The following is a 24,818-nucleotide window of genomic DNA, read 5'->3' as shown; positions in this document are numbered from 1 at the left end:
CTGGGACAGAACCGGTCCCGTTCGGCCGACGTGAACCGAAGGCGACGGAATCTGCGACGCAGCTGTACCAGTGGAGAGGCGCTCTCGTCCAAGTGCCGGCGGGTGTTCCGGCTCCACACTTCCTGCACCGCTCCGGCCGATCGGTCGGGGCATCACGCACGGAAGGACGGACATGGGACTCGATTTCAGCCTGGACGAGCAGCAGCTGGAGTTGCGCGCCGGGGCCCGGCAATTCGCCGACGGAGTTCTGACCGGTGTTGCGGCTGCGCTCGCGAACATCCCGGGCCGGAGGAACGCTTCTACGCGATCAAGCCGTTCTACCAGCAGATGGTCGACGCGGGCTTCCTGAAGGCGCTGATCCCCGACGAGTACGGCGGCGCCAAGTTCTCGTCGCTGGCGTTCGTGCTCGCCGCCGAGGAGCTGGCGCGCGTGGACATCAACACCCCGACCGCGGTGCTGGCCACCGGGCTGGGCCTGGCGCCGATCATCCATTTCGGCACTCCCGAGCAGAAGGAGAAGTTCCTCCGGCCGTTCACCGACAGTGAGCCGCGGCTGGCGGCGTTCGGGTTCACCGAGGTGACCGGTGGTGCGAACTTCGACTCGGTGGACCCCAAGGTCGGTGTCCAGACCTTCGCCGAGCTGGATGGCGACGAGTGGGTGATCAACGGTGCGAAGCACTACACGACCAACGGCTCCGGCTGGAACCGCGAGCTCCCGGACGTGCTCACGTTGGTGTGCCGCACCGATCGGGACAAGCCGCCGCAGGAATCGCTCGCGGTGATCGTTGTGGAGAAGGGCACTCCGGGTGTCGAGATCACCGGGATCATCGACACCATCGGCCACCGTGCCACGATCTCCCCGCGGCTGGAGTTCACCAACGTCCGCGTGCCGGCCGCGAACATCCTGGGCCAGCCGGGTGACGGCATGGAGATCGTCAAGACCGCCTTCTCGTGGACGTGTGCCCCGATCGGGGCGGCCTGCGTCGGTCGGATGCGGGCTGCGTTCGACTACGCCTACGAGTTCGCCAGGACCGACAACCGCTCCGGCCCCCACCCGGTGATCGAGTACCAGAACGCCGGCTACATGCTCGCGGATCTGAAGATCCGGATCGAGGCGGCCCGCTACCTGACGTGGAAGGCGGCGGACCATTTCGACAAGACCGGTGGGAAGGACCGCGAGCTGGCCAACATCGTGAAGGTCTTCGCGTCGGAGACGTCGGTCCAGGTCGTCTACGACGCTATGCGGCTGGTCGGGGTGGACGCGTACACGGACCTGACGCCGATCGCCGGGATCATGCAGGACGTGCTGTGCTTCCCGGTGTACGACGGCGGCAACATGGGCGTCCGGCGCCGGCAGTTGCACGAGATGTTCCAGAACCCGACCTACGACCCGCTCGGGCCGGCCGAGAACCGGCTCTCCACGGCGTGAGCCGACGGGCGGTCGCCGACGCGCTCGGCGACCGCCCGGCTCTCAGCGGACGGTGGTCGCTGCCCCGGCCGATCCGGCGGTCGCGGGTGCCTGGTTGCGGTACTGGGAGGGCAGGCAGTTGTAACGCGTCCGGAAGACCTTGTTGAGGTGCGACAGGTCGCAGAACCCCCACCTGCTGGCCAGCTCGGTCAGGGACAGGCGGGTGCCCGATGCCAACTCGCGTGCGCACCCCTCGACGCGCAGGGTCATGACGGTCTGGGTGAAGCTCTGACCGGTGCCCTCGTACAACCGGTGCAGCTTGCGGAGGGAGATGCCGAACCGCCGCGCCACCCGGGCCGCAGACAGGTCCGAGTGCCGCAGGTTGGCCACGACGTACCGGTTGATCGACGCCCGCAGCGCCGCGTCGAGCTCGTCGCGGCAGGCGTCGCGCAGCTGGTCCCCGCCGCCCGCTGCGGCAGCCAGCAGCGCGGTGAAGGCGGTGTCGGCCGCCTCCGTCGCGGAGCGGTCGAGGGTGTCGACCGTCTTCCAGATCGACATCATCGTCGAGGCGACCAGGGACGCCGCGCCTCCCGTCGACGCGTCGTGGGTCACCGCGGTGAAGGCGTGCGGATCAGCGAGCAGCCGGATCAGCTGGATGCGGGGCACGCGGAACGACACGACATGCCATTCCTGGGTCGCGGGCTCGCCGACGAACTCCAGGCGGTACTCGCTCGTGGTGTCGAACATCGCGAAACCGCCGGGCTGCACGAGACAGGTCCGGTCGCCCTGCCCTCCGACGCAGTGTCCACGCAACTGCAGGTTGACGAACACGTGGTCGGAGTCCGTACGGCGAACCTCGGCCTCGCCGTGGGTGATCAGCTGCGTGGCGGAGACGACCTCTGCGCAGTTGGTGCCCGTCAGAGCATTCGACCGCACCCAGCTCTCGATTCCCGGCTGTCGAGGTCCGGATGGGCGGTGCGCCGAACGCCGCTCGGTGGCGAGCGGTGTGAACGCCTCGCAGATCACCTCGCGCCAGTAGCTGAACTGCTCACCCGCCGGCCGGTCCGTCGTCGTCCAGTAGCGCATCGCTCACCCTTCTCGCCCCGGACACCAGCGAGAACCGGTGCCAACCGGCGCGGGTTCGGAACGATGGACGCTACCCGCTGTGGGACGCCTCGGGGAGGGGCGCCGGCCAATTGCACCGCCGCGACGTCCGGTTGTGCACGTGCTTGCCGCGGACGGGTCACATTCCGGTCATGCCGGCGTCGACCGTGTAGACGCTGCCGGAGACGTAGCCGGCATTGTCGGAGGCGAGGAAGAGGACGACCTCGGCGACCTCGGCGACCTCGGCGACCTCCGAGGGTTCGGCATAGCGCTTGAGCGCGACGAGGTCGGCGAACTGGCCCTTGAGCATCGGTCTCGACCAGGCTGCCAGTCCGCCCCTCGACACCGGCGTTGTTGAAGAAGACGTCGAGCCCGCCGAAGGCCTCCTTCACCGCCTGTACTTAGCCGGCGACGGCATCCTCGCTGCGGACGGCAGGTCGAGTTCCAGGCGGCGCCGCTCGGCGGTCTTGGCGGTGATCCCACGGCGCAGTCGGCGCCGGCGCGACGCGGAGTGTCGACATCAAGCGGGGGTGAGGATGGTGATGCATGTTCGGTCGCGCGTCCTTCGGTCTGTCCGGGCGGATTTCATACCGGTGTCGGAGAGGCCGCGGCGACCGCGCCGAGCAGGACCACAGCACCACCGTTGTGGTGGAACCTCGGGAGGCGCCGTCCGGGTCACGGCCCTGCGAGACCACGTGGGGGCCCAGTGCCGGGACGGCCGAGCAGGATCGCGTCCGCTCCCCGGATGACAGCGAGGAGATTGCGGCGCACCCAGATGGGGTTGGCTGCGAACACGGGGGACTTCTGCAGGTTCTGGGCGGCGTGGTGGAGCCAGCCCAGCAGGGTCAGCGTCACCGTGTCGAGTGCGGGCATGCCGGCTTCGCGTTGCGTGCGGACCAGCAGGTGTTTCTCGGCCGCGGGCGTCTCGGTCAGGCGGCGCAGGACGACGGCGCCCAGCTCGTCGCCGGTCATCGAGCGCTGCGCGGTCAACAGGAAGGTGATCACGTCGACAACGGCGAGACCGTCGGGGGCCGACTGGCCCCAGTCGACGATCCCGTTGACGTGTCCGTGTTCGTCGGTCAGGACGTTGTCCGGGGTGTAGTCGCCGTGCGTCCAGGCGGTCAGTACGCCGTGGTCCAGCAGCTGGGCCGCGAGGATATCGGCCAGTGCCCATGCCGTGGGGCCCGCGCGGTGGGGGAGGGCCGCGACGACGGCCGCCATCGGTTCGCGCACCCAGGCGTCGACTTCGTCTGGCCCCACGATGATCGGGGTGGCCGTCCGCCGGTGTAGGTCGGTGATGGCGGCAACGGCGCTTTCCCGGAAGGCCTCGCATCGGGCCGGGTCGTTCAGCGCTGCCGCTCCGCCGACGCCGGTCAGCCTGGTCTCCAGCACGGCATAGGCGCCGTGTGCCTCGCCGTCGCCGATCACCCGCGGTACGAGGACGTCCCAGTCCCCGAGCCGGCGGTCGTTGTGCAGCCGACGCAGGACCTCGGTCTGGTGCAGGAGCTGGGCGCGACCCTGGAGTGTGTCGCTGGCTTTGAGGAGGGTCCTGCGGGTGTCCTCGGCACTGGGACCGAATCCGATGACCACGGTCCCGGATCCGCCGCTGAGCCGATCACCGAGAACACAGGGGCCGCGGCCTGTCCTGTCCTCGGCAACGGCGCGGACCCGACGGAGCAGAGCCGTCGTCCGTAGCGCGGAGACGGGTCGGGCGATGCCGGGCGGAAGCCAGGCCGCACCGGTGAGCAGAATCGCGGCGGCCACGGCGGACTGGGCGGCCAGCCAGGCGACGCCGACGGCGGTGATGCCCAGCCGTGGCAGCAGCATCCAGGTCAGCACGATGACGGTGGCGGCGATGGTGGACGGCACCCCGAACTGCACGACGACCCGCTGGCGGACCCTCGCCGACGCGACGGCTGCGGCCGTGACGACGTTCGGGATCGCCGACAGGGCGGTGAGCACGAGGACGGGCCCGCCGTCGGCGGCGTAGCGGGGGCCGAACAGTATGAGGATCCAGGGCGTGCCGAGCGCGAGCACCGCGGCGGCCGGCACGACGAGGGCCAGCGTCCGGCGCACCATCTGCCTGCGGGCGACGTCGGTCGCCTCGACGTCGGCTGCGGTATGGGCGACCATGGACTGGCCCATCCCCGCCGCGACCAGGTAGAGCGCCTGCGCCATCATCCAGGCGATGCCGTAGACGGCGGCCTGCTCGGTGCCCAGCGCACCGAGCACGAGCAGCGGGAGTCCGAACTGCGCGGCCTGCCAGAGAATCCCGCCGGCGTAGTCCGCACGGACGAACCGGACGACCGCGCGGAACGAGGTCGGAGCCGCCGGGCCGCCGATCCCGGCCGTCGTCCGAGCGTGAGCGGGCAGGCCGCGGAGGAAGAGCCAGAGGCTGACCGCCAGCACTGCCGCGCCCGTGGCCGCTGCCCAGGAGACTGCGACGCGTCCGGGGAGCACGACCCCGACGGTCGCCACCGCGAGCAACCCGATCTTGAGCATCGCGAACACGAGGTTCTCCACGGGGACCGCCGAGGCGTACCCGATCCCGGTGAGCACGGAGTCCTGCACGGTGAAGATCGTCCAGACCGGGACGGCGATCACGAAGAACACCAGCACTCGGGTGGGCCCGAACGCCTCGACCATGCGCGGGGCCCACAGCGGTGCGCCGACGGCGAAGACGGCCCCGATGAGCACCGAGCTGAGCGTCGCGGCCGCGTAGCCACCGGCGACGATACGACGGGTCGCTCGGCCGGCGACCGGGACGAACCGGAGGAGTGCGTAGCCCAGGTTCAGCTGGGCCAGCCCACCCAGGAACATCATCGTGGACACAGCGACCTGGTCGAGGCCGAGCACGGCAGGGGGGACGAGCCGCGCCGCCAGTACCCAGTAGAGCACGCCGATCACGGAGGTGAGTCCGGAGCTCAGGACCAGGGCCAGCCCGTCGCGGTGGGCGGGGGCGAGTACGCCTCTCATCGCGTGCCGAACGCCGATCGGGCGGCACCCCAGATGGTGGACGGCAGGCCGTGACGGCCTCCGGCCGAGGCGTCGAGCAGCGCGAGCAGCATCCGGGCGTCCTGGTCGGCGACCGTGGGCTCACGGCAGATGTGGCATCCACCCGGGCGGTGGCCGAGCAGCTGGCCCGCCGCCTCGGCGACGCCCTGCGCGTAGTGCCGCCGCGTGCGGCGGATCCCGGTCGTCGCGAGGGCGTCGGTAGCGTTGCCGGAAGCGAGCGCCCGCTCGGCCATGACCAGGAACGGGATGTCCTCGGCGGTGTCACCGACGGCCAGTGCGACGGGCCCGCCGACCTCGGCCACGAGCCGTGCGAGACCCCGTCCCTTGTCGGTGGTGGCGGCGACGATGTCGGTCTGTCGGTCGCCGTGAACGACGCGGACGCCTCGGTGCCGGTCCGGACCGAGGAGCTCCCGTAGCACCTCGTCGGGCACGGGGCCCGGGCGCGAGGCCCGCTCCGGGCTGAAGCCGACCCGCACGCTGTGGGCATGGTGGTGGTCGACGGTGATCCGCCGGTCGGTGCCGAGCCCTACGCGGATCTCGTCGAGCAGCGCCCGGTCGGCCGCGCTGAGCAGATCGATGGTGGCGCCGGTGCCGGCCACGTGGACGACAGCGCCGTACTCGGCGACCCCGCCGACCAGACCGTGGGCGTCGCAGCGCTGCTGTACCTCGGTGAGGGAGCGTCCGGTGACCGGAACGGGCCGGTAGCCGTGCCGGGCCAGGGCGTTGAGCACACGGACGCCGGTCGGGGTGGTCATCGGGAAGCCGAGTGCCGTCGAGTCGAGGACGCCGTCGAGATCCAGCGCGCACAGTGGACCCTGGCCGGTCGACGGTGGCGGGAGCGTCCTGCTCAGGTAGCGGCGGACCGCGCGGCTGCAGGCCATCGGGTCGGACGGTCGCCCCGTCTCCGGATTCTCGAGCTGCACGAGCTCGTAGAGCAGGAAGGCTTCGTCGGAGCAGGTCAGGACTGCGCGGAGGGCGTCCACGACGGTGTCGTCGGGATGCCCGGGTGCGATACCTGCGAGGTCGAACGCGGCGTCGTAGGAGTAACGGTCGGTGTGGCCGAAGTCCGCGGTGTCGGGATCGATCTTGATCAGGTCCCCGTCCGGTCCTGTCCGCCAGTGCTCCGGGCCCGTCGCGCCGTCGACGATCGAGGGGTGCGGCGTCGTGCAGAGCTTCCGCACCATCGGATCGATGAGCGGGAGCCGTAGGGCGTCGCCGAGCCGCCCGTAACCGCGGCCCAGCCGCCGGGCGGCGACCTCCCAGGCCGGGGCCCGGCCGGTCAAACCACGGGCACGATCCACCCTGGCGGGCAGTGCTTCGGCCCGGGTGGCGACGTAGCCGGCCCGTCGCCGGGCGTCCGCAGGCCCGGTGACCGGTTGGGCGTGCGGGGACGCGGGGGCGATGGAGTACAGCAAGCCCTCCTCGAACCCGTGGACGGCCGGCACCGCCGATCCCAGCGCGTCCGCCACGGCGACGGCGTGGCGCCCGAACAGGCCCTGTCCGACCCCGCGAACCTCGACGTGCCGATATCCGTCGGCCGTGAGGACCTCGTATGTCGCGGTGACGTGTCCGCGGCCGGTGGGCGGTGTGGCGTCCGAGCAGTGCCGGATGTGTTCGACGGGCTGATGCCACCACCTCTGAAGGACCGCGGCGACCGCGGCCGGTTCCAGTCGTGCGTGCACCGACCAGCGGTCGAACGGCAACGTCGTCGTGGGCATGCCGGTCAGGGCGGCCGGCACGACATCGGTGCACAGCGGCACCAACAGCCTGATCGCGGCGTCCGGCACTCCCGCGGCGTGCAGCACCGCGCAGGTCTTCAGGTAGGCCGAGCCGGTACTGGGTGGGTCGTCCACCACGGCGACGACGCACCCTGCCCGGCCCACCCCCGCGCGCAGCTGCGTCCGTGCTCCTGGCAACAGGGGCCGACCGGGGCGGACGGTGACCGCCCGCGCGCGCACCCCGGCACGGCGCAGCTCAGCAGCAACCAACGGCCCCAGGTAGGAGCCCGAGGTCCTGACGCCGACCACGACGACATCACCGGGAGTGTCGCCGTCCGGCGACTGGAGGTCGCGGGCCAGCAGGGCGGCATCGGTGGGGGAGAGGTCGAACGTCCGCATCGCCGAGGGCAGCCGGAGCAGCTCCGCCCGTGCGGTCGCGGGCAGTCCGGCGACGCCCGCGACGACCAGCCCGGTCGCGCCGTCGACCGCGGTGGTGATGCTCTGCTCGGTGGGTGCCCCATGTGCCATGACGATGTCCGCCAGATCGTCGCGGAGTGACTGGGCTCCCGGAAGCCAGGCCCGGCAGCCCCCATTGAGAGCGAGCCGGAGTCGGTCATGGTTGTCGGCCGTCCGTGCTGCCACCCGGCCGGCGAGTCCGCCGAGCAGTTCGCCCGCCCGGCGGGCGGCGGTGCTGGGCTGAAGATGGTCCTCCACAATCTGCACGGCGGCGGCAGCCAGCAGAAAGGCGTCCAGCCAATCTCCGGCCGCGACACAGGCAGGCAGCTCGGCCGCTACCTCGTCGAGCCCCAGGAGAAGATCCGTCAGTCGAGGTCCGGTCGATAATGGACGATCCGCGCGAAGCACCTCGGACTACCTCATTTCGAGCTGCCGTCGAAATCTACGGAACAACTAGTCTAACGATGGGTGAATTCACGAGTGACGAAACCCGAGGGAGGTTAGGTGATGGTTAAGAAAGGTTAGTAAAATGCAAATTTGCTCGCATGACGGTCCCATCGGTGGCGACTACGGTCAGCCGCGTGCGGGTACTGCCGGTCGAGGACGGGCTGGGGGTGGCGGCATCGCTGAAGCGCGGTCTGGAGGAGGACGGCTACGCGGTGGACGTGGCCGGACCGGTCCGGACGCGGTGTGGCAGGCCCGGGAGTTCGACTACGACGCGGAGCTGGTGGACCTGATGCTGCCCGCGATTGACGGGGTGCAGGTGTGCCGTGAGCTGCGCAGCGCCGGCCGCCGGCCGCCGGTCCTGATGCTCACCGTGCGGGACGCGATCGAGGACCGCGTGCGGGGCCTGGACGCCGGCGCCGACGACTACCTGGCCAAGCCGTTCAGCTTTCGCTGAGCTCGCCGCACGGGTCCGGGCGTCGATCCGCCGTGGCGCGGCGGAGTGCCCGACCCAGTTGCAGACCCCGGATCTGCGGCTGGACCCGCCACCCGGCGGGCGTGGCGGGGTGCCGTCGGGCTGGAGCTCTCCAGCAGGGAGTTCGTGCTGCTCGAGCTGTTCATGCGCCACTGGCCATCATGCCGAGCTGACCGCGACCGGCTCGGTCCGCAGGGGGGTAGCCGGACCCGCGGACGGTCTCGAACTGCTCCACGTCGAACGGTCGGTCGACCTTGCGTCGCAGGTAGAGCACGTTCTGGTCCACGACGTTCGAGGATCCGCGTGCGGGTCAGGACCTGGCCCGGGTCACCCGCTTCGTCGTGCTGATCCACCTGCCCCGAGGGCACAAGGCGCCGCAGATGCGCGACGCGCTCATCGCCCAGACCGCGCACCTGCCGGCCGCGATGCGCCGGACGCTGACCTGGGACCAGGGCCGGGAGATGTCCATGCACGCCCAGACCAGCGCCGCGACCGGCTTCGACATCTAGTTCCGCGACCCGCACTCGCCCTGGCAGCGCGGCTCCAACGAGAACATGAATGGGCTGCTGCGCCGGTACTTCCCCAAGCACACCGACCTGTCCGGCTACACCGCCGCCGACCTCCGTGCGGTCGCCCGACCGCTCAACAACCGATCCTGTCTGAGGAGGCCGTTGAGCGGCGCAGCGGGCAGGCCTTCGGCGATCGTCAACGGGACATCCAGTCCCGCTCGGACTTCCGGGGTGCGTGGCCGGGTGTTTGTTGGTCGGTGATGGGGAGGTAGACCCGGCTGCCGTGGTCGGTGAACTCGGTGGACTTCTCGTCCATTCCTGCTTCGATGGCCTCGACGCTGGTGAAGCCGTGTTCTTCGGCGTAGTCCCGGACGTCCTGGGTGATCTTCATCGAGCAGAACTTGGGCCCGCACATGGAGCAGAAGTGCGCTGTCTTGGCCGGCTCGGCGGGCAGGGTCTGGTCGTGGAAGGCGAGCGCTGTGTCCGGGTCGAGGGAGAGGTGGAACTGGTCGAGCCAGCGGAACTCGAAGCGTGCTTGGCTCAGCGCGTCGTCCCGGGACTGCGCGCGCGGGTGTTCCTTGGCCAGGTCCGCGGCGTGGGCCGCGATCTTGTAGGTGATCACGCCGGTCTTGACGTCGTCCCTGTTGGGCAGGCCCAGGTGCTCCTTGGGGGTGACGTAGCAGAGCATCGCGGTGCCGGCCTTGGCGATCGTCGCCGCGCCGATCGCGGAGGTGATGTGGTCGTAACCCGGCGCGATGTCGGTGGCCAGCGGGCCGAGGGTGTAGAACGGCGCCTCGTCGCACCACTGCTCCTCCAGCCGCACGTTCTCCTCGATCTTGTGCATCGGGATGTGGCCGGGGCCCTCGATCATCACCTGCACGTCATGGGCGCGGGCCATCTGCGTGAGCTCGCCGAGGGTCCTCAGCTCCGCGAGCTGGGCGTCGTCGTTGGCGTCGTTGATCGACCCCGGCCGCAGCCCGTCCCCGAGGGAGAACGTGACGTCGTAGGTGCGCAGGATGTCGCACAGCTCCTCGAAGTGCGTGTAGAGGAACGACTCCCGGTGGTGGGCCAGGCACCACGCCGCCATGATCGACCCACCGCGGGAGACGATCCCGGTGAGCCGCTTCGCCGTCAGCGGCACGTAGCGCAGCAGCACGCCGGCGTGCACCGTCATGTAGTCGACGCCCTGCTCGCACTGCTCGATCACGGTGTCGCGGTAGATCTCCCAGGACAGCTTCGCCGGGTCGCTGTCGACCTTCTCCAGCGCCTGGTAGATCGGCACCGTCCCGATCGGGACCGGCGAGTTGCGGATGATCCACTCACGCGTGTCGTGGATGTTGCGGCCGGTGGACAGGTCCATCACGTTGTCGGCGCCCCACCGGGTCGCCCACACCATCTTGTCCACCTCCTCGGCGATCGACGAGGTCACCGCGGAGTTGCCGATGTTCGCGTTGATCTTCACGAGGAACTTCTTGCCGATGATCATCGGTTCGGACTCGGGGTGGTTGCGGTTGGCCGGGATCACCGCCCGCCCGATGGCCACCTCGGAGCGGACCAGCTCGACGTCCACGCCTTCTCGGATGGCGATGAACCGCATCTCCGGGGTGACGATCCCGGCACGGGCGTGGGCCAGCTGGGTGACCGCGCCGTTGACCGGTTCCCGTGCAGCGATCCAGTCCGCGCGGACCGCGGGCAGTCCGGCGCGCAGATCGATGTGGGCGTTCTCGTCGGTGTACGGGCCGGAGGTGTCGTAGACGTCGTGGTGCTCGCCGTTGCTGAGCTCGACCCGTCGGACCGGCACCCGCAGGCCGTCGGGCCCGTCGATGTACACCTTGTGCGAGCCCCGGATCGGGCCCGTCGTGACCTGGGGTTCGACCGTACGATCGTGCAGCGCCGTCATGGCTGTTCCTCCCTACGCCGGCATTACCCGGACAGGTTCAGTCGGTCGGCGGCGCCGCTCCCTCGTCGTAGGAGGGAAAAGCCGCCCTCTCAGCCCGCTCACGCGCGAGCTCCCGTGGTTACGAAGATGTCGCCCAGACAATGTGCTCGACCTTCGTGCACGAAGACACTATCAACCGCGGGCCCGGCCCGCAGCACCTACGCGCCGCACGGTGCGCAGCCCGGCTCAGCACCCGCGTCGAGTGGACGCCGTCTGATTGATCACCGCACCCGGATCACGCGGAGACCGCTCACAGCCCTGTCGGCCGGCACTCCCGGGTCGCACCGCACCGAGCAACAGCGGGGACGGGCTCGTTCGGGCAGGTCACAACCCTGCTTCCCCGGGAACGAGGTCGTCGACGGGGTTTCGCCCGGGGGAGATGTCCGACGGATGCCGGGCGAGGGGCGTGATCGCCATCGTCATGTAGGGAAAGAGCGGAAGGCCCCAGAGGATCTCGTGGAGTTGTTCGTTGCCCTCGACGGCGAAGATGCTGAGGTTCGCGTACTCGCCGACGCAGCGGTAGATCTGTGGCCAGTGCCCGGAGCGCTGCCACTGCTGGGAGTAGGCCTTCTCGCGGGCGAGGAGGGCGTCGCGCTCCGCCGGATCCATGTCCGGCGGGAGCGCGACGTCCATCCGCACGGCGAAGAGCTCGGTCATGCCACGGGGTCCAGGGGGAAGTCGTAGGTCACCTCGTTGCCGGTGCCCGACGTGGCGGGGGTCGGGTGCAGTACGAGTTCGGGCTTGACGGCCTGGGCGACGTCGTCGGCGACGTAGTCGCCGCCGTCGAAGTAGAGCTGGGTGGTGACGAGCTGCTTACCGGGCGCCGACACCTTCAGGTGCAGGTGCGCGGGCCGCCACGGGTGCCAGCCGGCCGCGTCGACGAACGCGCCGGTGGAGCCGTCGGTCGGGATCTGGTACGGCGCGGGCTGGATCGTGTGGAAGGTGAAGCGGCCGTCGGCGGCGGTGCGGATCTGGCCGCGCAGGTTCCACTCGGGGATGCCGGGGGCGAACTGCGAGTAGTAGCCGGCGTCGTCGGCGTGCCACAGCTCCACCAGGGCGCCGTCGAGCGGGGCGCCGTCGAGGTCGGTGACGGTGCCCTGGAACAGGAACGGCGTGCCGGCCTCGCCGTCGCGCATCGGCAGCGTCTGCTCGCTGACGGACTCCGGGGCACCCGGCTTGTAGTACGGGCCCTCGATGGTGCCGATCGCACCCAGACGGTCGGCGTTGGCGACCTCCTCGACCACGTGCTCGACGAAGACGTCGAGGAACAGCGGCCACTCGCCGTCGTCGCCGACGCGGATCAGCCACGCCTTGAGGGCGTCGTACTCGTCGTAGGTGACCTGGTGCTTGCGGATCACGTCGTGCAGGGCGGCCAGCGCGTCGGTCGCGATGGCGCCCACACGGGCGTGGTCGACGGGACCGCCGGTGCGGGCCTTCTGCGTGAAGGCCTCGGTGGCGGAGCGGCCGGAGGCGGCGGCGGTGGCGGTCGCTTCTTCTGTGGTGGTCATGGTGGTGGACTCCAGTGTCGGGTTGATCAATCGGTTCGGTAGTGCGCGAGCTTGTCGGGATCGACGGCCACGCCGATCCCGGGACCGGGGCGGACGGCCAGCTCGCCGCCGGAGATCTCCAGCGGTTCGGTGAGCAGGTCGTCGCGCATGTCGAGGAAGTTGGAGAGCTCACCGGCGCGCCGGGAGGTGAGCCGGTGGGCGGCGCCGAACGTGACGCTGCACGCGGTGCCGAGCTGGCCGTCGATCTGGTTGCCCATGACCACCTCGACGCCCATGCCCTCGCACTGGTGCAGGATCCGTTGCGACGTCGAGAACCCGGTGCGGGCCGTCTTGATGCTGATCATGGTGGCGGAGCCGCCCAGTAGCTCCCGGGTGACCTCGCCGGGCGTGGTGGCGCTCTCGTCGGCGACGGTCGGCACAGTGGTCTGCGAGACCAGCCAGCGGCGGCCGAGCACGTCGTCGGCGGGGCAGAGCTCCTCGGCGAGGGTGAGGTCGAGATCGGCCATGGCGTGCAGCGCGCGGGCCGCCTCGGAGGGTGACCAGCCGCGGTTGCCGTCGACGTAGAGCTCGATGTCCGGGCCGAGCGCGGTGCGCAGAGCCCGGCAGGCGCCGACGTCGAGAGCGATGGGGCGGCGCCCGACCTTCACCTTGAACACCCGGATGCCGTAGGTGTCGCGGATCCGCTCGGCCTCGGCGACCATCACGTCGTCGGGGGCGAAGCCGACCATGTGGGACACGGTCATCCGGTCGGTGAAGCCACCCAGGAGCTGCGTGACGGGCACCTCCAGCGTGCGGCCCAGCACGTCCCAGACCGCCATGTCGACCGCGGCCTTCGCCGCCGGGTTGCCGACGGTGCGGTCCATGCGGGCGTGCATGACCTCGCGTTCCAGCAGGGAGAGGCCCACGAGCTCGGGCGCGAAGATCTTCTCGATCACCGCGATGATCGACTCCTGGGTCTCGCCGTAGGTGAAGGGCCGTGGCGGGGCCTCGGCGACGCCGACGAGGCCGTCGTCGCTGTGCACCCGCACGAGGACGTGCTCGGCGGTGTGCACCTCGCCGCTGGCGAAGCGCAGCGGCTTCTTGTACGGGATGGCGAACGGGATCGCCTCGATCCTGACGATCTTCACGGGGTACCTCCGGTGGGAACATCGAGGCGCACCGGCGGCACGAACCCGTTGGCCTCCAACGCCTCCACGAGCCGCGCGAGCACCGGAGAGGCGTCGTCGCGGCGCCAGGCGAGGGCGAGATCGATGTGGATGTCGTCGGCGACCGGCACGTAGCGGACGCCGTCGATGCGCAGGGCGAGCACCGACTCGGGCAGCAGGGCCACACCGAGGCCGGCGGCCACGAGCGTCAGCATGATCGAGGTCTCGGCCACCTCGTGGGCGCGCCGCGGCAGGAACCCCGCGGCGAAGCAGGCCTGCGTGATCGCGGCGTCGACGACGGAGTCGCGGGCGCCGTAGACCACGAAGTCCTCCTCGCGGAGCTCGGCGAGCGCCACCGGCTCGTCCCCGACGAGGTGATGGGTCGTCGGGACGGCGAGCACCACTCGTTCCCGGGCGATCAGCCGGGACTCCAGTCCGTCACCGCGCAACGGGGGCCGCAGCACGGCCAGGTCGATCCGGTCCTCCTCGAGCGCGCGCTCCTGGGCCGGCGTCAGGAGGTCGGGCACGTAGCGCAGCACGAGGCCGGGCAGCTCGCGCGCGGCGATCCGGGCGAGCTGTGGGAGGTGGCGGAATGCCGCCAGCCCCGTCGCCCCGACGCGGACGAGCCCGCTGCTGCCCTCCCCGATCAGCCGGACCCGCCCCTGGGCGGCGTCCACGGACTCCAGGATCCGGAGGGCGTCACGGAGGAGCGCCTCGCCGGCGGGAGTGAGGTCGACCCGGCGGGTGGTGCGGACGAACAATGCGGCGCCCACCTGCGACTCGAGCTGCCGGATCGCCTGCGAGAGCGGCGACTGCGCCATGTGCAGGCGCTCTGCTGCCTGCCCGAAGTGGCGGGTTTGTGCCACGGTCACGAAGTAGCGGAGCTGGCGGATCTCCACGTGCTCCTCCCTTCGTCGGGTACCGAGGTGCACCACGGTAGGGGGTAGACCATGCATCCACAAAGACCTAGTCCGGCTTGATTCAGATCCACGAAGTCTGAAAAATGCCTAGGTCAGGACTAGGCATACACCTGGCGCGGTGCTGGATGTCCGGTCAGGAGAGTGAGGCAACCGAACTCGACTCACCGCCGAATCGACCGGAGGTCCTCCATGACCCTCGATGTCTCCCATGTCAGCGACGTCCTCGCCGACGCCGTCATCGACGATCCGGAAGCAGGTGTCTACCGCGCCAATCGTCGGATCTTCACCGACGAGGAGATCTTCGAACTCGAGATGGCCCACATCTTCGAGGGGAACTGGATCTACCTGGCGCACGACAGCCAGATCGCGAACCCCGGCGACTACTTGACCACCTATATCGGCCGGCAGCCCGTCGTCATCACGCGGGACAAGGACGGCGAGCTGCACTGCATGATCAACGCGTGCGCGCACCGCGGGGCGATGCTGTGCCGCCGGAAGACCGACAACCGGCCCACGCTGACATGTCCGTTCCACGGGTGGACGTTCCGCAACGACGGAAAGCTGCTCAAGGTCAAGGACCCCGACGGAGCCGGCTACCCCGCCACGTTCGACGTCAACGGCTCGCACGACCTCACCCACGTCGCCCGCTTCGACTCCTACCGCGGCTTCCTGTTCGCCAGCCTGAACCCCGACGTGAGCACGCTCGCCGAGCACCTGGGCGACACCACGGTCGTGATCGACATGCTGGTGGACCAGTCGCCCGACGGCCTGGAGGTGCTGCGCGGCAGCTCCACCTACACCTTCGACGGCAACTGGAAGGTGCAGGCGGAGAACGGCGCCGACGGCTACCACGTCAGCGCGACACACTGGAACTACGCGGCCACCACCTCCCGGCGCGGCACCGGCGAGTCGAAGAACCAGACCAAGGCGCTCGACGCCGGCGGCTGGGGCAAGACCGGCGGCGGCTACTGGTCCTACCCCAACGGGCACCTGTGCCTGTGGACGTGGGCGGCCAACCCGCAGGACCGACCGCTGTGGGACAAGATGGACGAGCTCAAGGAGCAGTTCGGGGACGCCACCGGCGAGTTCATGGTGAAGGGCTCCCGCAACCTCTGCCTCTATCCCAACGTGTACCTGATGGACCAGTTCTCCACGCAGATCCGGCAGTTCCGCCCGATCGCGCCGGACAGGACCGAGGTCACCATCTACTGCATCGCCCCGAAGGGCGAGAGCAACGCGGCGCGGACGCACCGCATCCGCCAGTACGAGGACTTCTTCAACGCCTCCGGCATGGCCACCCCCGACGACCTGGAGGAGTTCCGCTCCTGCCAGCTCACCTTCCGCGCCGGCGCGGCACCGTGGAACGACATGAGCCGCGGCGCCGAGCACTGGCTCAGCGGGCCCGACGAGGTCGCCACCTCCCTGGGCATGGACGGGGTCGTCTCGGCCGGACAGCGCAACGAGGACGAGGGACTGTTCCCCGTACAGCACGGCTACTGGCAGAAGACCCTGCAGGCCGCGATCGACAAGCGGGAGGCCTGATCCCGATGACCACCACCGAACGCAGCTCGACCCTGATCACGCAGAACGCCATCGAGCAGTTCCTCTACCGCGAGGCCCGCCACCTCGACGACCGCGAGTTCGAGCAGTGGCTCGACTGCTATGCCGACGACGTCGTGTACTGGATGCCCTGCTGGGACGACGCCGACCGGCTCATCGAGGACCCGCAGCGCGACGTCTCGCTGATCTACTACGACAACAAGGGTGGGCTCGAGGACCGGGTCTTCCGCATCCGCACCGAGCGCTCCAGCGCCACCTCGCTGCCCGAGCCCCGGACCAGCCACAACATCAGCAACGTCGAGGTGATAGAGCGCCGCGGCGACCTCGTGGACGTGCGCTTCAACTGGCACACCATGTACTTCCGCTACAAGACGATCGACCCGTACTACGGCACGTCGTTCTACACGATCGACTTCTCCGGCGACTCCCCACTGATCCGCCGCAAGACCGTGGTGCTGAAGAACGACTACATCCACCACGTGGTCGACGTCTATCACTTCTGAAGGGACGACGATGTCTCATCACGTTGCGCTCGCGTTCGAGGACGGCGTCACCCGGTTCATCACCGTCGCCGAGGGACAGACCGTCGCCGACGCGTCCTACCGCGCGCGGATCAACATCCCGATGGACTGCCGTGACGGGGTCTGCGGGACGTGCAAGGCGTTCTGCGACTCGGGGGAGTTCGACGGCGGCTCCTACCTGCCCGACGCGCTGTCGGCGACGAGGAGCAGGACGGCTACGTCCTGACCTGCCAGATGAAGCCGAGGTCGGATCTGGCACTGCAGATTGCGTGTACCTCGGCGGTGGCCAAGACCAGCGCCGCCACCCACCGCGGCACCGTCACCGGCGTGGACCGGCTCTCGCCCACCACCGTGGCGTTGACCGTGGAGATCTTCGACCGGGAGAAGCTCGCTTTTCTCCCCGGCCAGTACGTCAACATCGCGGTGCCGGGCACCGAGGAGTCGCGTTCGTACTCCTTCAGCAACGCCCCCGACGGCGAGGCGCTGACGTTCCTGGTCAAGATCACGCCCGGTGGCGTCATGTCCACCTACCTCGACGAGCGCGCCGAGGTCGGTGACGAGATCTCCTTCACCGGCCCGCACGGCAGCTTCTTCCTCCGCGAGGCATCGGATCCGCTGCTCCTGCTCGCCGGCGGCACCGGGCTCGCCCCGATCCTGGCCATCCTGCGGACCCTGGGCGCGCAGCAGAGCAAGCGGCCGATCCACCTGCTCTACGGGGCCACGACCGACGATGACGTCGTCGAGACCGACACCATCGAGGTGCTGGCGGCGTCGATCCCGGGCATGACATGGGCCCACTGCGTCGCGGACAAGGACACCACCGCCCCACACCAGGGCTACGTGACCTCGCTGATCGAGCCGGAGCACCTGCACGACGGCACGGCCGCGGTGTACCTGTGCGGTCCGCCGGCGATGGTCGACGGGGTGCGCAGCCACTTCTTCGACCAGGGCATGTCACCCGGCGGCTTCTTCTACGAGAAGTTCGCCCTGGCTGCTGCGACCGACGGGGAGCGCGAGTCCGACGAGGACGGCGCGGAGCCCGAGCCGGCCCCCGTCGCCGCGAGTGGTGGAGACGGGGAGCAGCTGCTCGTGCTCGCGGGCGAGGGGCGTGCGATCACCGGTCAGGTGCTCGCACCGCTGATCGGGCTCACGCCGCTGTACGCGTCGAACGCACGTGACGCCGAGTCGGCCCGCGGCATATTCGGGCGCGAGCTTCTCGGAGCGTCGTCCGATCTCGCCGGTGCGGGACCCGCTGAGCTGGACGCGGACAGCGGCGAGCTGATCGTCGTCGCCGGGCGCCACCTGGTGGGCCAGGGGGTGTTCCCCGCGTCCGGCCTGGAACCGGTCGCCGCGCCGGCGCCGGCCCCGTTGCCGGCCGGCACCGTCGGCACCGACGGCTACGAGATCGGCGAGGAGCACCCGTCCGTCCACGAGTCGGACGCGATCTTCGACGCCCGTCGGGCACTGGAGCTCGGGGCGCTCGAGCTGGTGATCGGGCGGCTCACCCCAGGTCAGATCAACGGCTACCGGTTGCTGGCCGAGGCCACTGTCCCGTATGTGGAGGGGGACCGCTTCGTCGACGCGGCCGGCTACACCGAGACCAACGGCGCTTTCCACGACTACCTGTTCACGTTGACCCGCAACCAGCACCTGTCGCAGACGTACGGGGCGCTGGGGGTGCGGGGGCACATGGAGCAGTCGCTGCGCACCGCCACCTGGTGCCACCCGCTGTGCACGCAGGACCACCTCGACATCGTCGACGCGATCGAGGCCGGGGACCGCGAACGCGCCCGGCATCTGGTCGCCGACCACGCCGACCGGTCCACGGAGACCACCCGCCGGGCGATGGCGGAGAACACCGCCCGACGCCGCCCGCGGTTCGTCACCCCCGGCCGCTTCACCGGCAAGGTTGTCGTCGTGACTGGCGCCGCGCAGGGGATCGGCCGCACGGTCGCGGAGCGTGCCGCCGCCGAGGGCGGGCAGCTCGTGCTGATCGACAGGTCCCCGCTGGTCCACGAGGTGGCCGACGGACTGCTCGCGGACGGCGTCAAGACACTTGCCGTCGAGGCCGACCTGGAGCAGTGGGGCGGGACCGCGGCCGCTGTGCGGGAGGCACAGGCGTGGCAGGGCCGGATCGACGTCCTCGTGAACAACGTCGGCGGTGCGATCCATTTCAAGCCCTTCGTCGAGTTCACCGAGAACGAGATCAACGCGGAGATCCAGCGGTCTCTGATGCCCACCCTGTGGTGCTGCCGCGCTGTACTGCCCGGGATGGTCGAGCGCTCCAGCGGGGTGATCGTCAACGTCTCGTCCGCTGCAACCCGCGGAGTGCACCGCATCCCGTACTCGGCGGCCAAGGGCGGGATCAACGCGATCACCGCATCGCTCGCCCTGGAGTACGCGGACGCGGGGATCCGGGTCGTCGCCACGGCCCCGGGGGGAACCGAGGCACCGCCGCGGCGGATCTCCCGTGGTACCCCGGAGGCCCGCAGCGATCAGGAGCGGGCCTGGTTCCAGACTCACGTCGACCAGACGCTCGACTCCTCGTTGCTCGGGCGCTACGGCACGCTCGACGAGCAGGCAGCAGCGATCTTGTTCCTCGCCTCCGACGAGGCCTCCTACGTGACCGGCACGGTACTGCCGGTGGCCGGTGGGGATCTGGGCTGATCCGCTCTACGGTGGGTGGCGTGCATCCGGCCTCCGACGACCATCCGGACGACGACGTGCACTTCGTCGGGTCGGCGACCGAGCTTGTCAGGCTCGACGCACTCCTCGAGCTGGCGAGCTCGGGGGTGCCGGTGGTCGCGGTTGTCGACGGTCCGGCAGGCGTCGGGAAGACGACGCTGCTGCGGCATTTCCGCCGACGGCACGACTCCGTTCGGGCGACGATGGTCAGCGGATTGCCCTGGGAGGGCGCTGTCGACGGGGCGCTGGTCGACCGGCTGCTGGGCCCCCGCGGGGCGCAGGGCGCGGCCGGCCCGATCGAGCTCGGATCGCTGCTGTGCCGGCGCTGGACCACCGCGGAACCCTTGCTCGTCGTCATCGACGACGCCCACCACTCCGACGTGGTCTCGATCCGGGCCATCGCGTCCGCGGTAGCCCGGATCGACGGCTCGTGCCTGCTGCTCCTGCTCGTGCGGTCGGACGCCGTCGCCGCTCCCGAAGTGGCCGATACGCTCGACCGGCTTCCGGCGGTCCACATCCGGGTGGCGGCGCTGACCGCCGAGCAGACGCGCCTGCTCGCCGCCCGGGTGGCGGATATCGACCTGCCGATGCCGGTCGCCCGGCGTCTCAACGAACACGCGGGAGGGCTACCGCGCCACCTGCTGGAGATCCTTCGCGACACGCCACCCGTCCGCTGGTCGGACTGGCAGACCCGGTTACCGGCGCCGACGTCGGTGCAGAGCCGGGTGCAGGCGGCTCTGGATGCCTGCACGCCGGGCGCGCGGGCACTCGTCGAGGCATCAGCGGTGCTCGGCGCCGATCCCGTGCTCGCCGACGCGTCCGCGCTCGGCGAGGTCCCGGACCCGATCGCTGCCCTTGACGAGGCTCACGCTGCAGGGCTGCTCGAGCCCGCCGCGGGGCACGGGCTCGACGCGCTCACCTTCCCCGGCCGGTTCGTCCGCGGCGCCGTCCACGCCTCACTCACACCAGCCCGCCGGCACGACCTGCACCTGCGGGCGGCCGGCATCGTCAGCGACGACACGGAGCGGCTGCGGCATCGCGTCGAGGCCGCGCCACTGCCCGACCCCGATCTCGCTGCAGAACTGGTCGCTCTCGCCGAGCGCAAGGCCGAGGACGGCGCGTGGGCCGTTGTTGCGGGCGCGCTGATCGACGCGAGCCGGATCAGCGCGACCAGGGCCGACCGCGCTGATCGGCTGATCCAGGCCGTAGACGCACTGGCGGGCGCGGGCCTCCTCGGGCAGGCCGTCGACGCCTTGCCCGAGGTGGAGGCCCTTCCCTCCGGATCCCGCCGGAACGCGGTGCTGGCCTATGTCGCGGTGCAACGTGGACGCCGGGCCGAGGCAGCCTCGTACCTCGACGCCGCCTGGCGACTCCGGGGCGACGATCGCGAGGACGCGGCCGTGGTCTGCCAGCGGCGCGTCCTGCACTCGCTGGCCGAATGGGACGGTCACGAGCTGGTGCGTTGGGCAGGGCGCGCGGTCGAGCACGCCGCGCCCGGGTCCCCGGCAGCGGTCGAGTCGCGGGCGATCGTCGGGCTCGGACACGCGGCGCGCGGCGAGATCGCCGAGGCGTTCACCGCCTATCGGCAGGCGATCGAGGAGAGCCCGACCGGGCCGCAGCATCAACGGGTGCGGATGGGCCTCGGCTGGTTGCACCTCTCCCAGGACGATCCGCAGGCGGCCCGCCGGGAGCTGGAGTTCGCGGCACCGCACGCCGCGCAGACCGGGTCGAACCGGATCTCGCTGTGGGCCCTGGCCTGGCTCGCTCGTGCACGGTTCGCGCTCGGGGACTGGGCGGGAGCGCTCGAGGCGGTGGACCGAGCCGAGATCCTCCTCGGCGCCACCGGTCTGGAGCTGCTGCGACCCATCGTGCACTGGACCGGTGCCCAGATCCACTCGCTGCGTGGTGAACGCGACGCCACCGAGCGCCACCTCCGCCTGGGCGGTGCCGCCGACCACGACTACACGGTGATGACCGTTCCGGCTCTGTTGGCCCGTGCCTACGTGGCGGAGGCGGCATCGGACTACGGCGGCGTCATCCGGCACCTTGCTCCGCTCGTCGCGCGCGGTCCGCGTGGCGGCATCGACGAGCCGGGGTTCTGGCCCTGGCACGATCTCTACGCCAACGCGCTCGTCCTCGTCGATCGCCTGGCCGAGGCCGACGAGTTCCTCACGCCGCTGGAGTCGACCGCGACGCGGCGGGGACACGGTTCGGTGTCCGCCCGGCTCGGGTCCGTCCGCGGTCGGTTGCTGGCCGCCCGCGGCGATCTCGGGGGGGCCGAGGAGTCGTTCACCCGCGCCCGCGCGCGGCTCGAGCGCCTGCCCCTGCCCTACGACCGTGCCCGCGTCGACTTCGCCCATGGGATCACCCTGCGTCGTGCCGGTCGACGTCGGGACGCCGCCGACCTGCTCAGGGCCGCCCGCCAGCTGTTCGTCGAGCTCGGCGCGCAGGTCTACGTCGAACGGTGCGACCGCGAGCTGAATACCGGCCGTCCGGGACACCGTGGTGGCGGATCCCTTGTGGATACTCTCACCGACCAGGAGAGGACCGTGGCCGTGTTCGTGGCCAAGGGGATGAGCAACAGGGAGGTCGCGGCCGAGATGATGTTGTCGGTCAAGACGGTCCAGTTCCACCTCACTCGGGTGTACGCCAAGTTGGGCCTGCGGTCCCGCACGGAGCTGGCAGCACACGCAGCAAGGGTGACGACACGACGCTGACCACGCCCGCCGTCCCCACGATGACCCGGAGTTCGGTCACGATCAGTCCCCAGCGAACTCGCTGCGGCCCGGCCGGTCATGAGTCGGCACCGCCGGGTCGAGCCGGCGTCGGTGGGTGATTCGATGACGACGCCTTCATCCGCGGCTATGTGGACGTGCAGCGGACCAAGCAAACCAGGCGGTGTCGACCGCAATGGCGGACCACCGAGGCTGATGATGTCGCCGGCCCGGCGGGAGCGGTAGGGCTGCCGACTCTGCCCGACGCCGCCCTCGCCGCGAAGTGCTGTGCGCCCGGCCCGAGTGGGCCCGCTGGTGAGTTGCTCCTCGATCATTCGGACGGCCGACGCTCCCACGTCGATCCGGCGAGCGCCCAGGTACTCCGTGGTCGGACCGGACGCCGGGCCTGCGAGTCGCGCCCCACCACGACAGCGGGGCCGCCCGAATTCATCGAGCGTACTGCGGATCTTCGGAGCCATCGTGACCAGCACCGACACCTTCCTGACCACCCGTGACGCCAGCGTCGCCGACCTGGCAATGCTGCTGCGGACCCATCACGCCGCGAGCTCGACGTCGTCGCCCCGGCACGGCACCTCCGCGAGCGGCAGGTAACGGAGGCTAGACGCCCGTCCGTAGCCACTCCCGGACCCGGGGGAGGGTGCCGGCCCCGACGGTCCGGGCCAGATCAGCGGCGAGGTCCGCGATGCTGACCGCTGCGAGCGCCGCCCGCCAGGCCCGATCGGCGGCATCCATGACCGCGGCGATCCCGCAGGGTGCCGTACAGCTCTGTGGCGGGGCGGCGAGCGGCCCCCGCTGCCGTACCTCCGTGCAGCGGAAGGCGGGCTGCCCACCGTCGATCGCCTCGACGACCTGCAGCACCGTGATCTCTGTCGCGGGCCGGGTGAGCAGGTATCCACCCGCCTGGCCTTGCGTCGAGCGCACGAGTCCGGCTCGTGACAGCAGCTGCATCTGCTTGGCCAGGTAGGTCGGCGACACGTCATGGAACTCCGCGAGCCGTGCAGCGGACACCGGCTCCGGGGAACCGCTCACGCCACTGAGAACGACGCAGCAGTGCAGACCCCACTCGACACCACCGGACATCTTCACCGCCACAGCGTACTTGACTCGGACAGGTACTGTCCGGGTATCTTCTCGGACAGAAGGTATCCGAATTAAGGAGTGGTGGCCGTGCGCATCGTCGTCGTGGGTGGAACCGGGTTGATCGGGTCGGCACTGGTGTCGTTGTTGCGGGAGGCGGGCCACGACGCGGCGCCCGCGTCGCCGTCGACCGGGGTGAACACACTGACCGGTGCCGGGGTGGCCGAGGCGCTGGCGGGCGCGACGGTCGTGGTGGACGTGACGAACTCCCCGTCGTTCGAGGACGGCCCTGTGCTGGACTTCTTCACCCGCTCGACCCGGACGCTGCTGAACGCCGAACTCGTGGCGGGTGTCGGCCACCACGTCGCCCTGTCGATCGTCGGCACCGACCGCGTTCCCGCCAGCGGCTACCTGCGGGCGAAGACCAGGCAGGAGCAGTTGATCCGTGCCGGTGGCGTGCCGTTCACGATCGTGCGGGCCACCCAGTTCTTCGAGTTCCTCGACCTGATCGCCGCGGGCTCGGGGCAGGACGGCACGGTCGTGCTCCCGACCGCGGATCTCCAGCCCGTCGCCGCGGCCGACGTCTCCGCGACGCTCGCCGAGGTCGCCGTCGCGCCACCGCGCAACGGCCACATCGACCTGGCCGGACCGGAGCGGCGGCCGTTCGCCGAGTTCGTCCGCCCCGTGCTCGCCGCACAGAACGACGAGCGCCCGGTCACGGCCAGCCCTGACGCCCCGTACTTCGGCGCCGTGCTCGAACACGACGAGCTGGTTCCGACCGGCGAGGCCCGCATCGCCCCGACGGGCTTCGAGGCATGGCTTGCGGAGCGCTCCGCCCGCGTCTGAGCTCGACGTCGCGTGGTGGTCAGAGGGTGGACATGGTCAGTTCACCCTGCGAACCGTTCACCGTGTCGATGCCGCCGAGCGTCGGATGAGGTCGGCGCCCGCTGCGGCGAGGCCGAATGTGGCGGCAGTTCCCGGATCGGACCACACGATGATCAGATGAGGTGCTTGCTGCAACCGGCGGACCCGCCGGCGCCAGTCGACGACGTGCTGTGACTGACCCTCTAGCGTCGTCAGGGGGTCAATCCCGACGCGCCGTCGACCCGAGTTGGCTGCGGGACCCAGGTCCGAGCTCGCTGCCGCAATCCAGACCCTCACGATCGCAACTGACGCTGGCCGATTCGTTGCTCCAGCGCGCCTGCACAGTTCTTGGCCGGGGCAGCTGCGGCCGACTCCGGAGACACTCCTGGCAGGCAGGAAGGCCGTCAGGTCGGCAGATGCTTCGTGACCTTCTGGGTGGGGAGTCGTTGAGGCGAGCAACGTGGGTGTCCGGGCCCTGTCCGGGGTTGCGGAGGTTTGACTATGACAGTCCAGCTTGCTCAGGCGCCGGTCGTCGGGAGTCCGGCGATCAATATCGCGGTGTTCGCGGTGTTCGCGCTGGTGGCCGTCATCGTGGTGTATCTGTCCGGTCGGGGGGCCAGGTCGGCCGCTGACTACTACACCGGTGGAAGTGCCTTCACCGGCGCCCAGAACGGCACGGCGCTGGCCGGTGACTACCTGTCCGCGGCGGCGTTCCTGGGGATCGCGGGCGCGGTCG

Annotated in this window: 19 protein-coding genes, 3 pseudogenes and 1 riboswitch; of the genes and pseudogenes, 11 read left to right on the top strand and 11 right to left on the bottom strand. The window is 70.4% G+C overall.

The features are described 5' to 3' along the window. Positions 1-30 precede the first annotated feature (30 nt). Complete coding sequence (locus BGP03_RS12050) at positions 31-1,428, top strand: acyl-CoA dehydrogenase family protein (RefSeq protein ID WP_363093639.1); 1,398 nt, start codon at positions 31-33, stop codon at positions 1,426-1,428. 42 nt (positions 1,429-1,470) lie between these two features. Here the strand turns inward: BGP03_RS12050 and BGP03_RS12045 are convergent, their stop codons facing one another. The 4 genes from BGP03_RS12045 to BGP03_RS12030 form a co-directional block, all read right to left on the bottom strand. Further along, positions 1,471-2,493: a helix-turn-helix domain-containing protein gene (locus BGP03_RS12045; protein ID WP_298800850.1), complete on the bottom strand. Its 1,023-nt coding sequence runs from the start codon at positions 2,491-2,493 to the stop codon at positions 1,471-1,473. Between the two features lie 157 nt (positions 2,494-2,650). Then, positions 2,651-2,821: an SDR family oxidoreductase gene (locus BGP03_RS12040; RefSeq protein WP_296377618.1), complete on the bottom strand. Its 171-nt coding sequence runs from the start codon at positions 2,819-2,821 to the stop codon at positions 2,651-2,653. Positions 2,822-3,186: 365 nt separating this feature from the next. Then, positions 3,187-5,487 carry a phosphotransferase gene (locus BGP03_RS12035; RefSeq protein WP_296377619.1) on the bottom strand — a complete coding sequence of 767 codons (2,301 nt, stop codon included), beginning with the start codon at positions 5,485-5,487 and terminating at the stop codon, positions 3,187-3,189. Next, complete coding sequence (locus BGP03_RS12030; RefSeq protein WP_298800849.1) at positions 5,484-7,772, bottom strand: hypothetical protein; 2,289 nt, start codon at positions 7,770-7,772, stop codon at positions 5,484-5,486. The genes BGP03_RS12035 and BGP03_RS12030 overlap by 4 nt, the downstream gene beginning before the upstream one ends. Before the next feature lie 616 nt (positions 7,773-8,388). Here BGP03_RS12030 and BGP03_RS12025 point away from each other — a divergent pair. After that, a complete protein-coding gene (locus BGP03_RS12025; RefSeq protein ID WP_296377621.1) occupies positions 8,389-8,601 on the top strand; it encodes a response regulator in 213 nt (70 codons plus the stop codon). A 160-nt stretch (positions 8,602-8,761) separates the two neighbouring features. Here BGP03_RS12025 and BGP03_RS12020 read toward each other — a convergent pair. Then, a pseudogene (locus tag BGP03_RS12020) lies at positions 8,762-8,908 on the bottom strand (hypothetical protein); the annotation flags it as partial. 124 nt (positions 8,909-9,032) lie between these two features. Between BGP03_RS12020 and BGP03_RS12015 the strand changes: the two are divergent. After that, positions 9,033-9,230 (top strand): annotated as a pseudogene (locus BGP03_RS12015) (IS30 family transposase); the annotation flags it as partial. Positions 9,231-9,324: 94 nt separating this feature from the next. On the opposite strand, the gene thiC reads toward BGP03_RS12015, so the two are convergent. From thiC to BGP03_RS11990, 5 genes are all read right to left on the bottom strand, one after another. Next, complete coding sequence (thiC, locus tag BGP03_RS12010; protein WP_298800848.1) at positions 9,325-11,028, bottom strand: phosphomethylpyrimidine synthase ThiC; 1,704 nt, start codon at positions 11,026-11,028, stop codon at positions 9,325-9,327. Beyond that, positions 11,021-11,154, bottom strand: a riboswitch (TPP riboswitch). (Overlaps the previous gene by 8 nt.) 237 nt (positions 11,155-11,391) lie before the next feature. Further along, entirely contained in the window at positions 11,392-11,724 is a 333-nt protein-coding gene (gene catC, locus BGP03_RS12005; RefSeq protein WP_296377623.1) for a muconolactone Delta-isomerase, read from the bottom strand. Then, positions 11,721-12,575, bottom strand: coding sequence for a catechol 1,2-dioxygenase (gene catA, locus BGP03_RS12000; RefSeq protein ID WP_298800847.1), 855 nt, complete (start codon positions 12,573-12,575; stop codon positions 11,721-11,723). Before catA ends, catC begins: the two co-directional genes overlap by 4 nt. Before the next feature lie 26 nt (positions 12,576-12,601). Beyond that, on the bottom strand, positions 12,602-13,702 hold the full coding sequence (locus BGP03_RS11995; protein WP_298800846.1) for an enolase C-terminal domain-like protein: 1,101 nt from the start codon (positions 13,700-13,702) through the stop codon (positions 12,602-12,604). After that, positions 13,699-14,619 (bottom strand): LysR substrate-binding domain-containing protein, encoded by a 921-nt coding sequence (locus BGP03_RS11990; RefSeq protein WP_298800845.1) that lies wholly within the window; start codon positions 14,617-14,619, stop codon positions 13,699-13,701. Before BGP03_RS11990 ends, BGP03_RS11995 begins: the two co-directional genes overlap by 4 nt. Positions 14,620-14,829: 210 nt before the next feature. Here BGP03_RS11990 and benA point away from each other — a divergent pair, with 210 nt between their 5' ends. The 6 genes from benA to BGP03_RS11960 all read left to right on the top strand — a co-directional run bounded on the left by benA (position 14,830) and on the right by BGP03_RS11960 (position 22,732). Continuing rightward, positions 14,830-16,182: a benzoate 1,2-dioxygenase large subunit gene (benA, locus tag BGP03_RS11985; protein WP_296377627.1), complete on the top strand. Its 1,353-nt coding sequence runs from the start codon at positions 14,830-14,832 to the stop codon at positions 16,180-16,182. A gap of 5 nt (positions 16,183-16,187) precedes the next feature. Then, complete coding sequence (gene benB, locus BGP03_RS11980) at positions 16,188-16,703, top strand: benzoate 1,2-dioxygenase small subunit (RefSeq protein ID WP_298800844.1); 516 nt, start codon at positions 16,188-16,190, stop codon at positions 16,701-16,703. Positions 16,704-16,713: 10 nt separating this feature from the next. Continuing rightward, positions 16,714-16,947 (top strand): 2Fe-2S iron-sulfur cluster-binding protein, encoded by a 234-nt coding sequence (locus BGP03_RS11975; protein ID WP_298800843.1) that lies wholly within the window; start codon positions 16,714-16,716, stop codon positions 16,945-16,947. Between the two features lie 56 nt (positions 16,948-17,003). Then, positions 17,004-19,388, top strand: a complete 2,385-nt coding sequence (gene benD, locus BGP03_RS11970; RefSeq protein WP_298800842.1) for a benzoate diol dehydrogenase BenD — start codon at positions 17,004-17,006, stop codon at positions 19,386-19,388. Positions 19,389-19,408: 20 nt separating this feature from the next. Next, entirely contained in the window at positions 19,409-22,123 is a 2,715-nt protein-coding gene (locus BGP03_RS11965) for a LuxR family transcriptional regulator (protein WP_296377630.1), read from the top strand. Between the two features lie 477 nt (positions 22,124-22,600). Beyond that, a complete protein-coding gene (locus BGP03_RS11960) occupies positions 22,601-22,732 on the top strand; it encodes a hypothetical protein (RefSeq protein WP_298800841.1) in 132 nt (43 codons plus the stop codon). Positions 22,733-22,738: 6 nt separating this feature from the next. Here the strand turns inward: BGP03_RS11960 and BGP03_RS11955 are convergent, their stop codons facing one another. Further along, positions 22,739-23,221, bottom strand: a complete 483-nt coding sequence (locus tag BGP03_RS11955; RefSeq protein WP_296377634.1) for an Rrf2 family transcriptional regulator — start codon at positions 23,219-23,221, stop codon at positions 22,739-22,741. 87 nt (positions 23,222-23,308) lie between these two features. On the opposite strand from BGP03_RS11955, the gene BGP03_RS11950 reads away from it, so the two are divergent. Then, positions 23,309-24,064 (top strand): SDR family oxidoreductase, encoded by a 756-nt coding sequence (locus tag BGP03_RS11950; protein WP_296377632.1) that lies wholly within the window; start codon positions 23,309-23,311, stop codon positions 24,062-24,064. 519 nt (positions 24,065-24,583) lie between these two features. Further along, positions 24,584-24,818, top strand: a pseudogene (locus BGP03_RS11945) (cation acetate symporter); the annotation flags it as partial.

Source organism: Pseudonocardia sp. 73-21 (assembly GCF_001899645.1).
In the GTDB taxonomy this organism is placed as follows: domain Bacteria; phylum Actinomycetota; class Actinomycetes; order Mycobacteriales; family Pseudonocardiaceae; genus Pseudonocardia.
This window is presented reverse-complemented; position numbering and strand designations above follow the sequence as displayed.

Excerpts from the sequence above, each read along its gene's own strand:
- catC (WP_296377623.1), bottom strand. The coding sequence starts at position 11,724 with ATGACCGAGCTCTTCGCCGTGCGGATGGACGTCGCGCTCCCGCCGGAC.
- BGP03_RS11975 (WP_298800843.1), top strand. The coding sequence starts at position 16,714 with ATGTCTCATCACGTTGCGCTCGCGTTCGAGGACGGCGTCACCCGGTTC.
- BGP03_RS12040 (WP_296377618.1), bottom strand. The coding sequence starts at position 2,821 with ATGCTCAAGGGCCAGTTCGCCGACCTCGTCGCGCTCAAGCGCTATGCC.
- benB (WP_298800844.1), top strand. The coding sequence starts at position 16,188 with ATGACCACCACCGAACGCAGCTCGACCCTGATCACGCAGAACGCCATC.
- BGP03_RS12030 (WP_298800849.1), bottom strand. The coding sequence starts at position 7,772 with ATGGCACATGGGGCACCCACCGAGCAGAGCATCACCACCGCGGTCGAC.
- thiC (WP_298800848.1), bottom strand. The coding sequence starts at position 11,028 with ATGACGGCGCTGCACGATCGTACGGTCGAACCCCAGGTCACGACGGGC.
- BGP03_RS12035 (WP_296377619.1), bottom strand. The coding sequence starts at position 5,487 with ATGAGAGGCGTACTCGCCCCCGCCCACCGCGACGGGCTGGCCCTGGTC.
- BGP03_RS12045 (WP_298800850.1), bottom strand. The coding sequence starts at position 2,493 with ATGCGCTACTGGACGACGACGGACCGGCCGGCGGGTGAGCAGTTCAGC.
- catA (WP_298800847.1), bottom strand. The coding sequence starts at position 12,575 with ATGACCACCACAGAAGAAGCGACCGCCACCGCCGCCGCCTCCGGCCGC.
- benA (WP_296377627.1), top strand. The coding sequence starts at position 14,830 with ATGACCCTCGATGTCTCCCATGTCAGCGACGTCCTCGCCGACGCCGTC.
- BGP03_RS11955 (WP_296377634.1), bottom strand. The coding sequence starts at position 23,221 with ATGTCCGGTGGTGTCGAGTGGGGTCTGCACTGCTGCGTCGTTCTCAGT.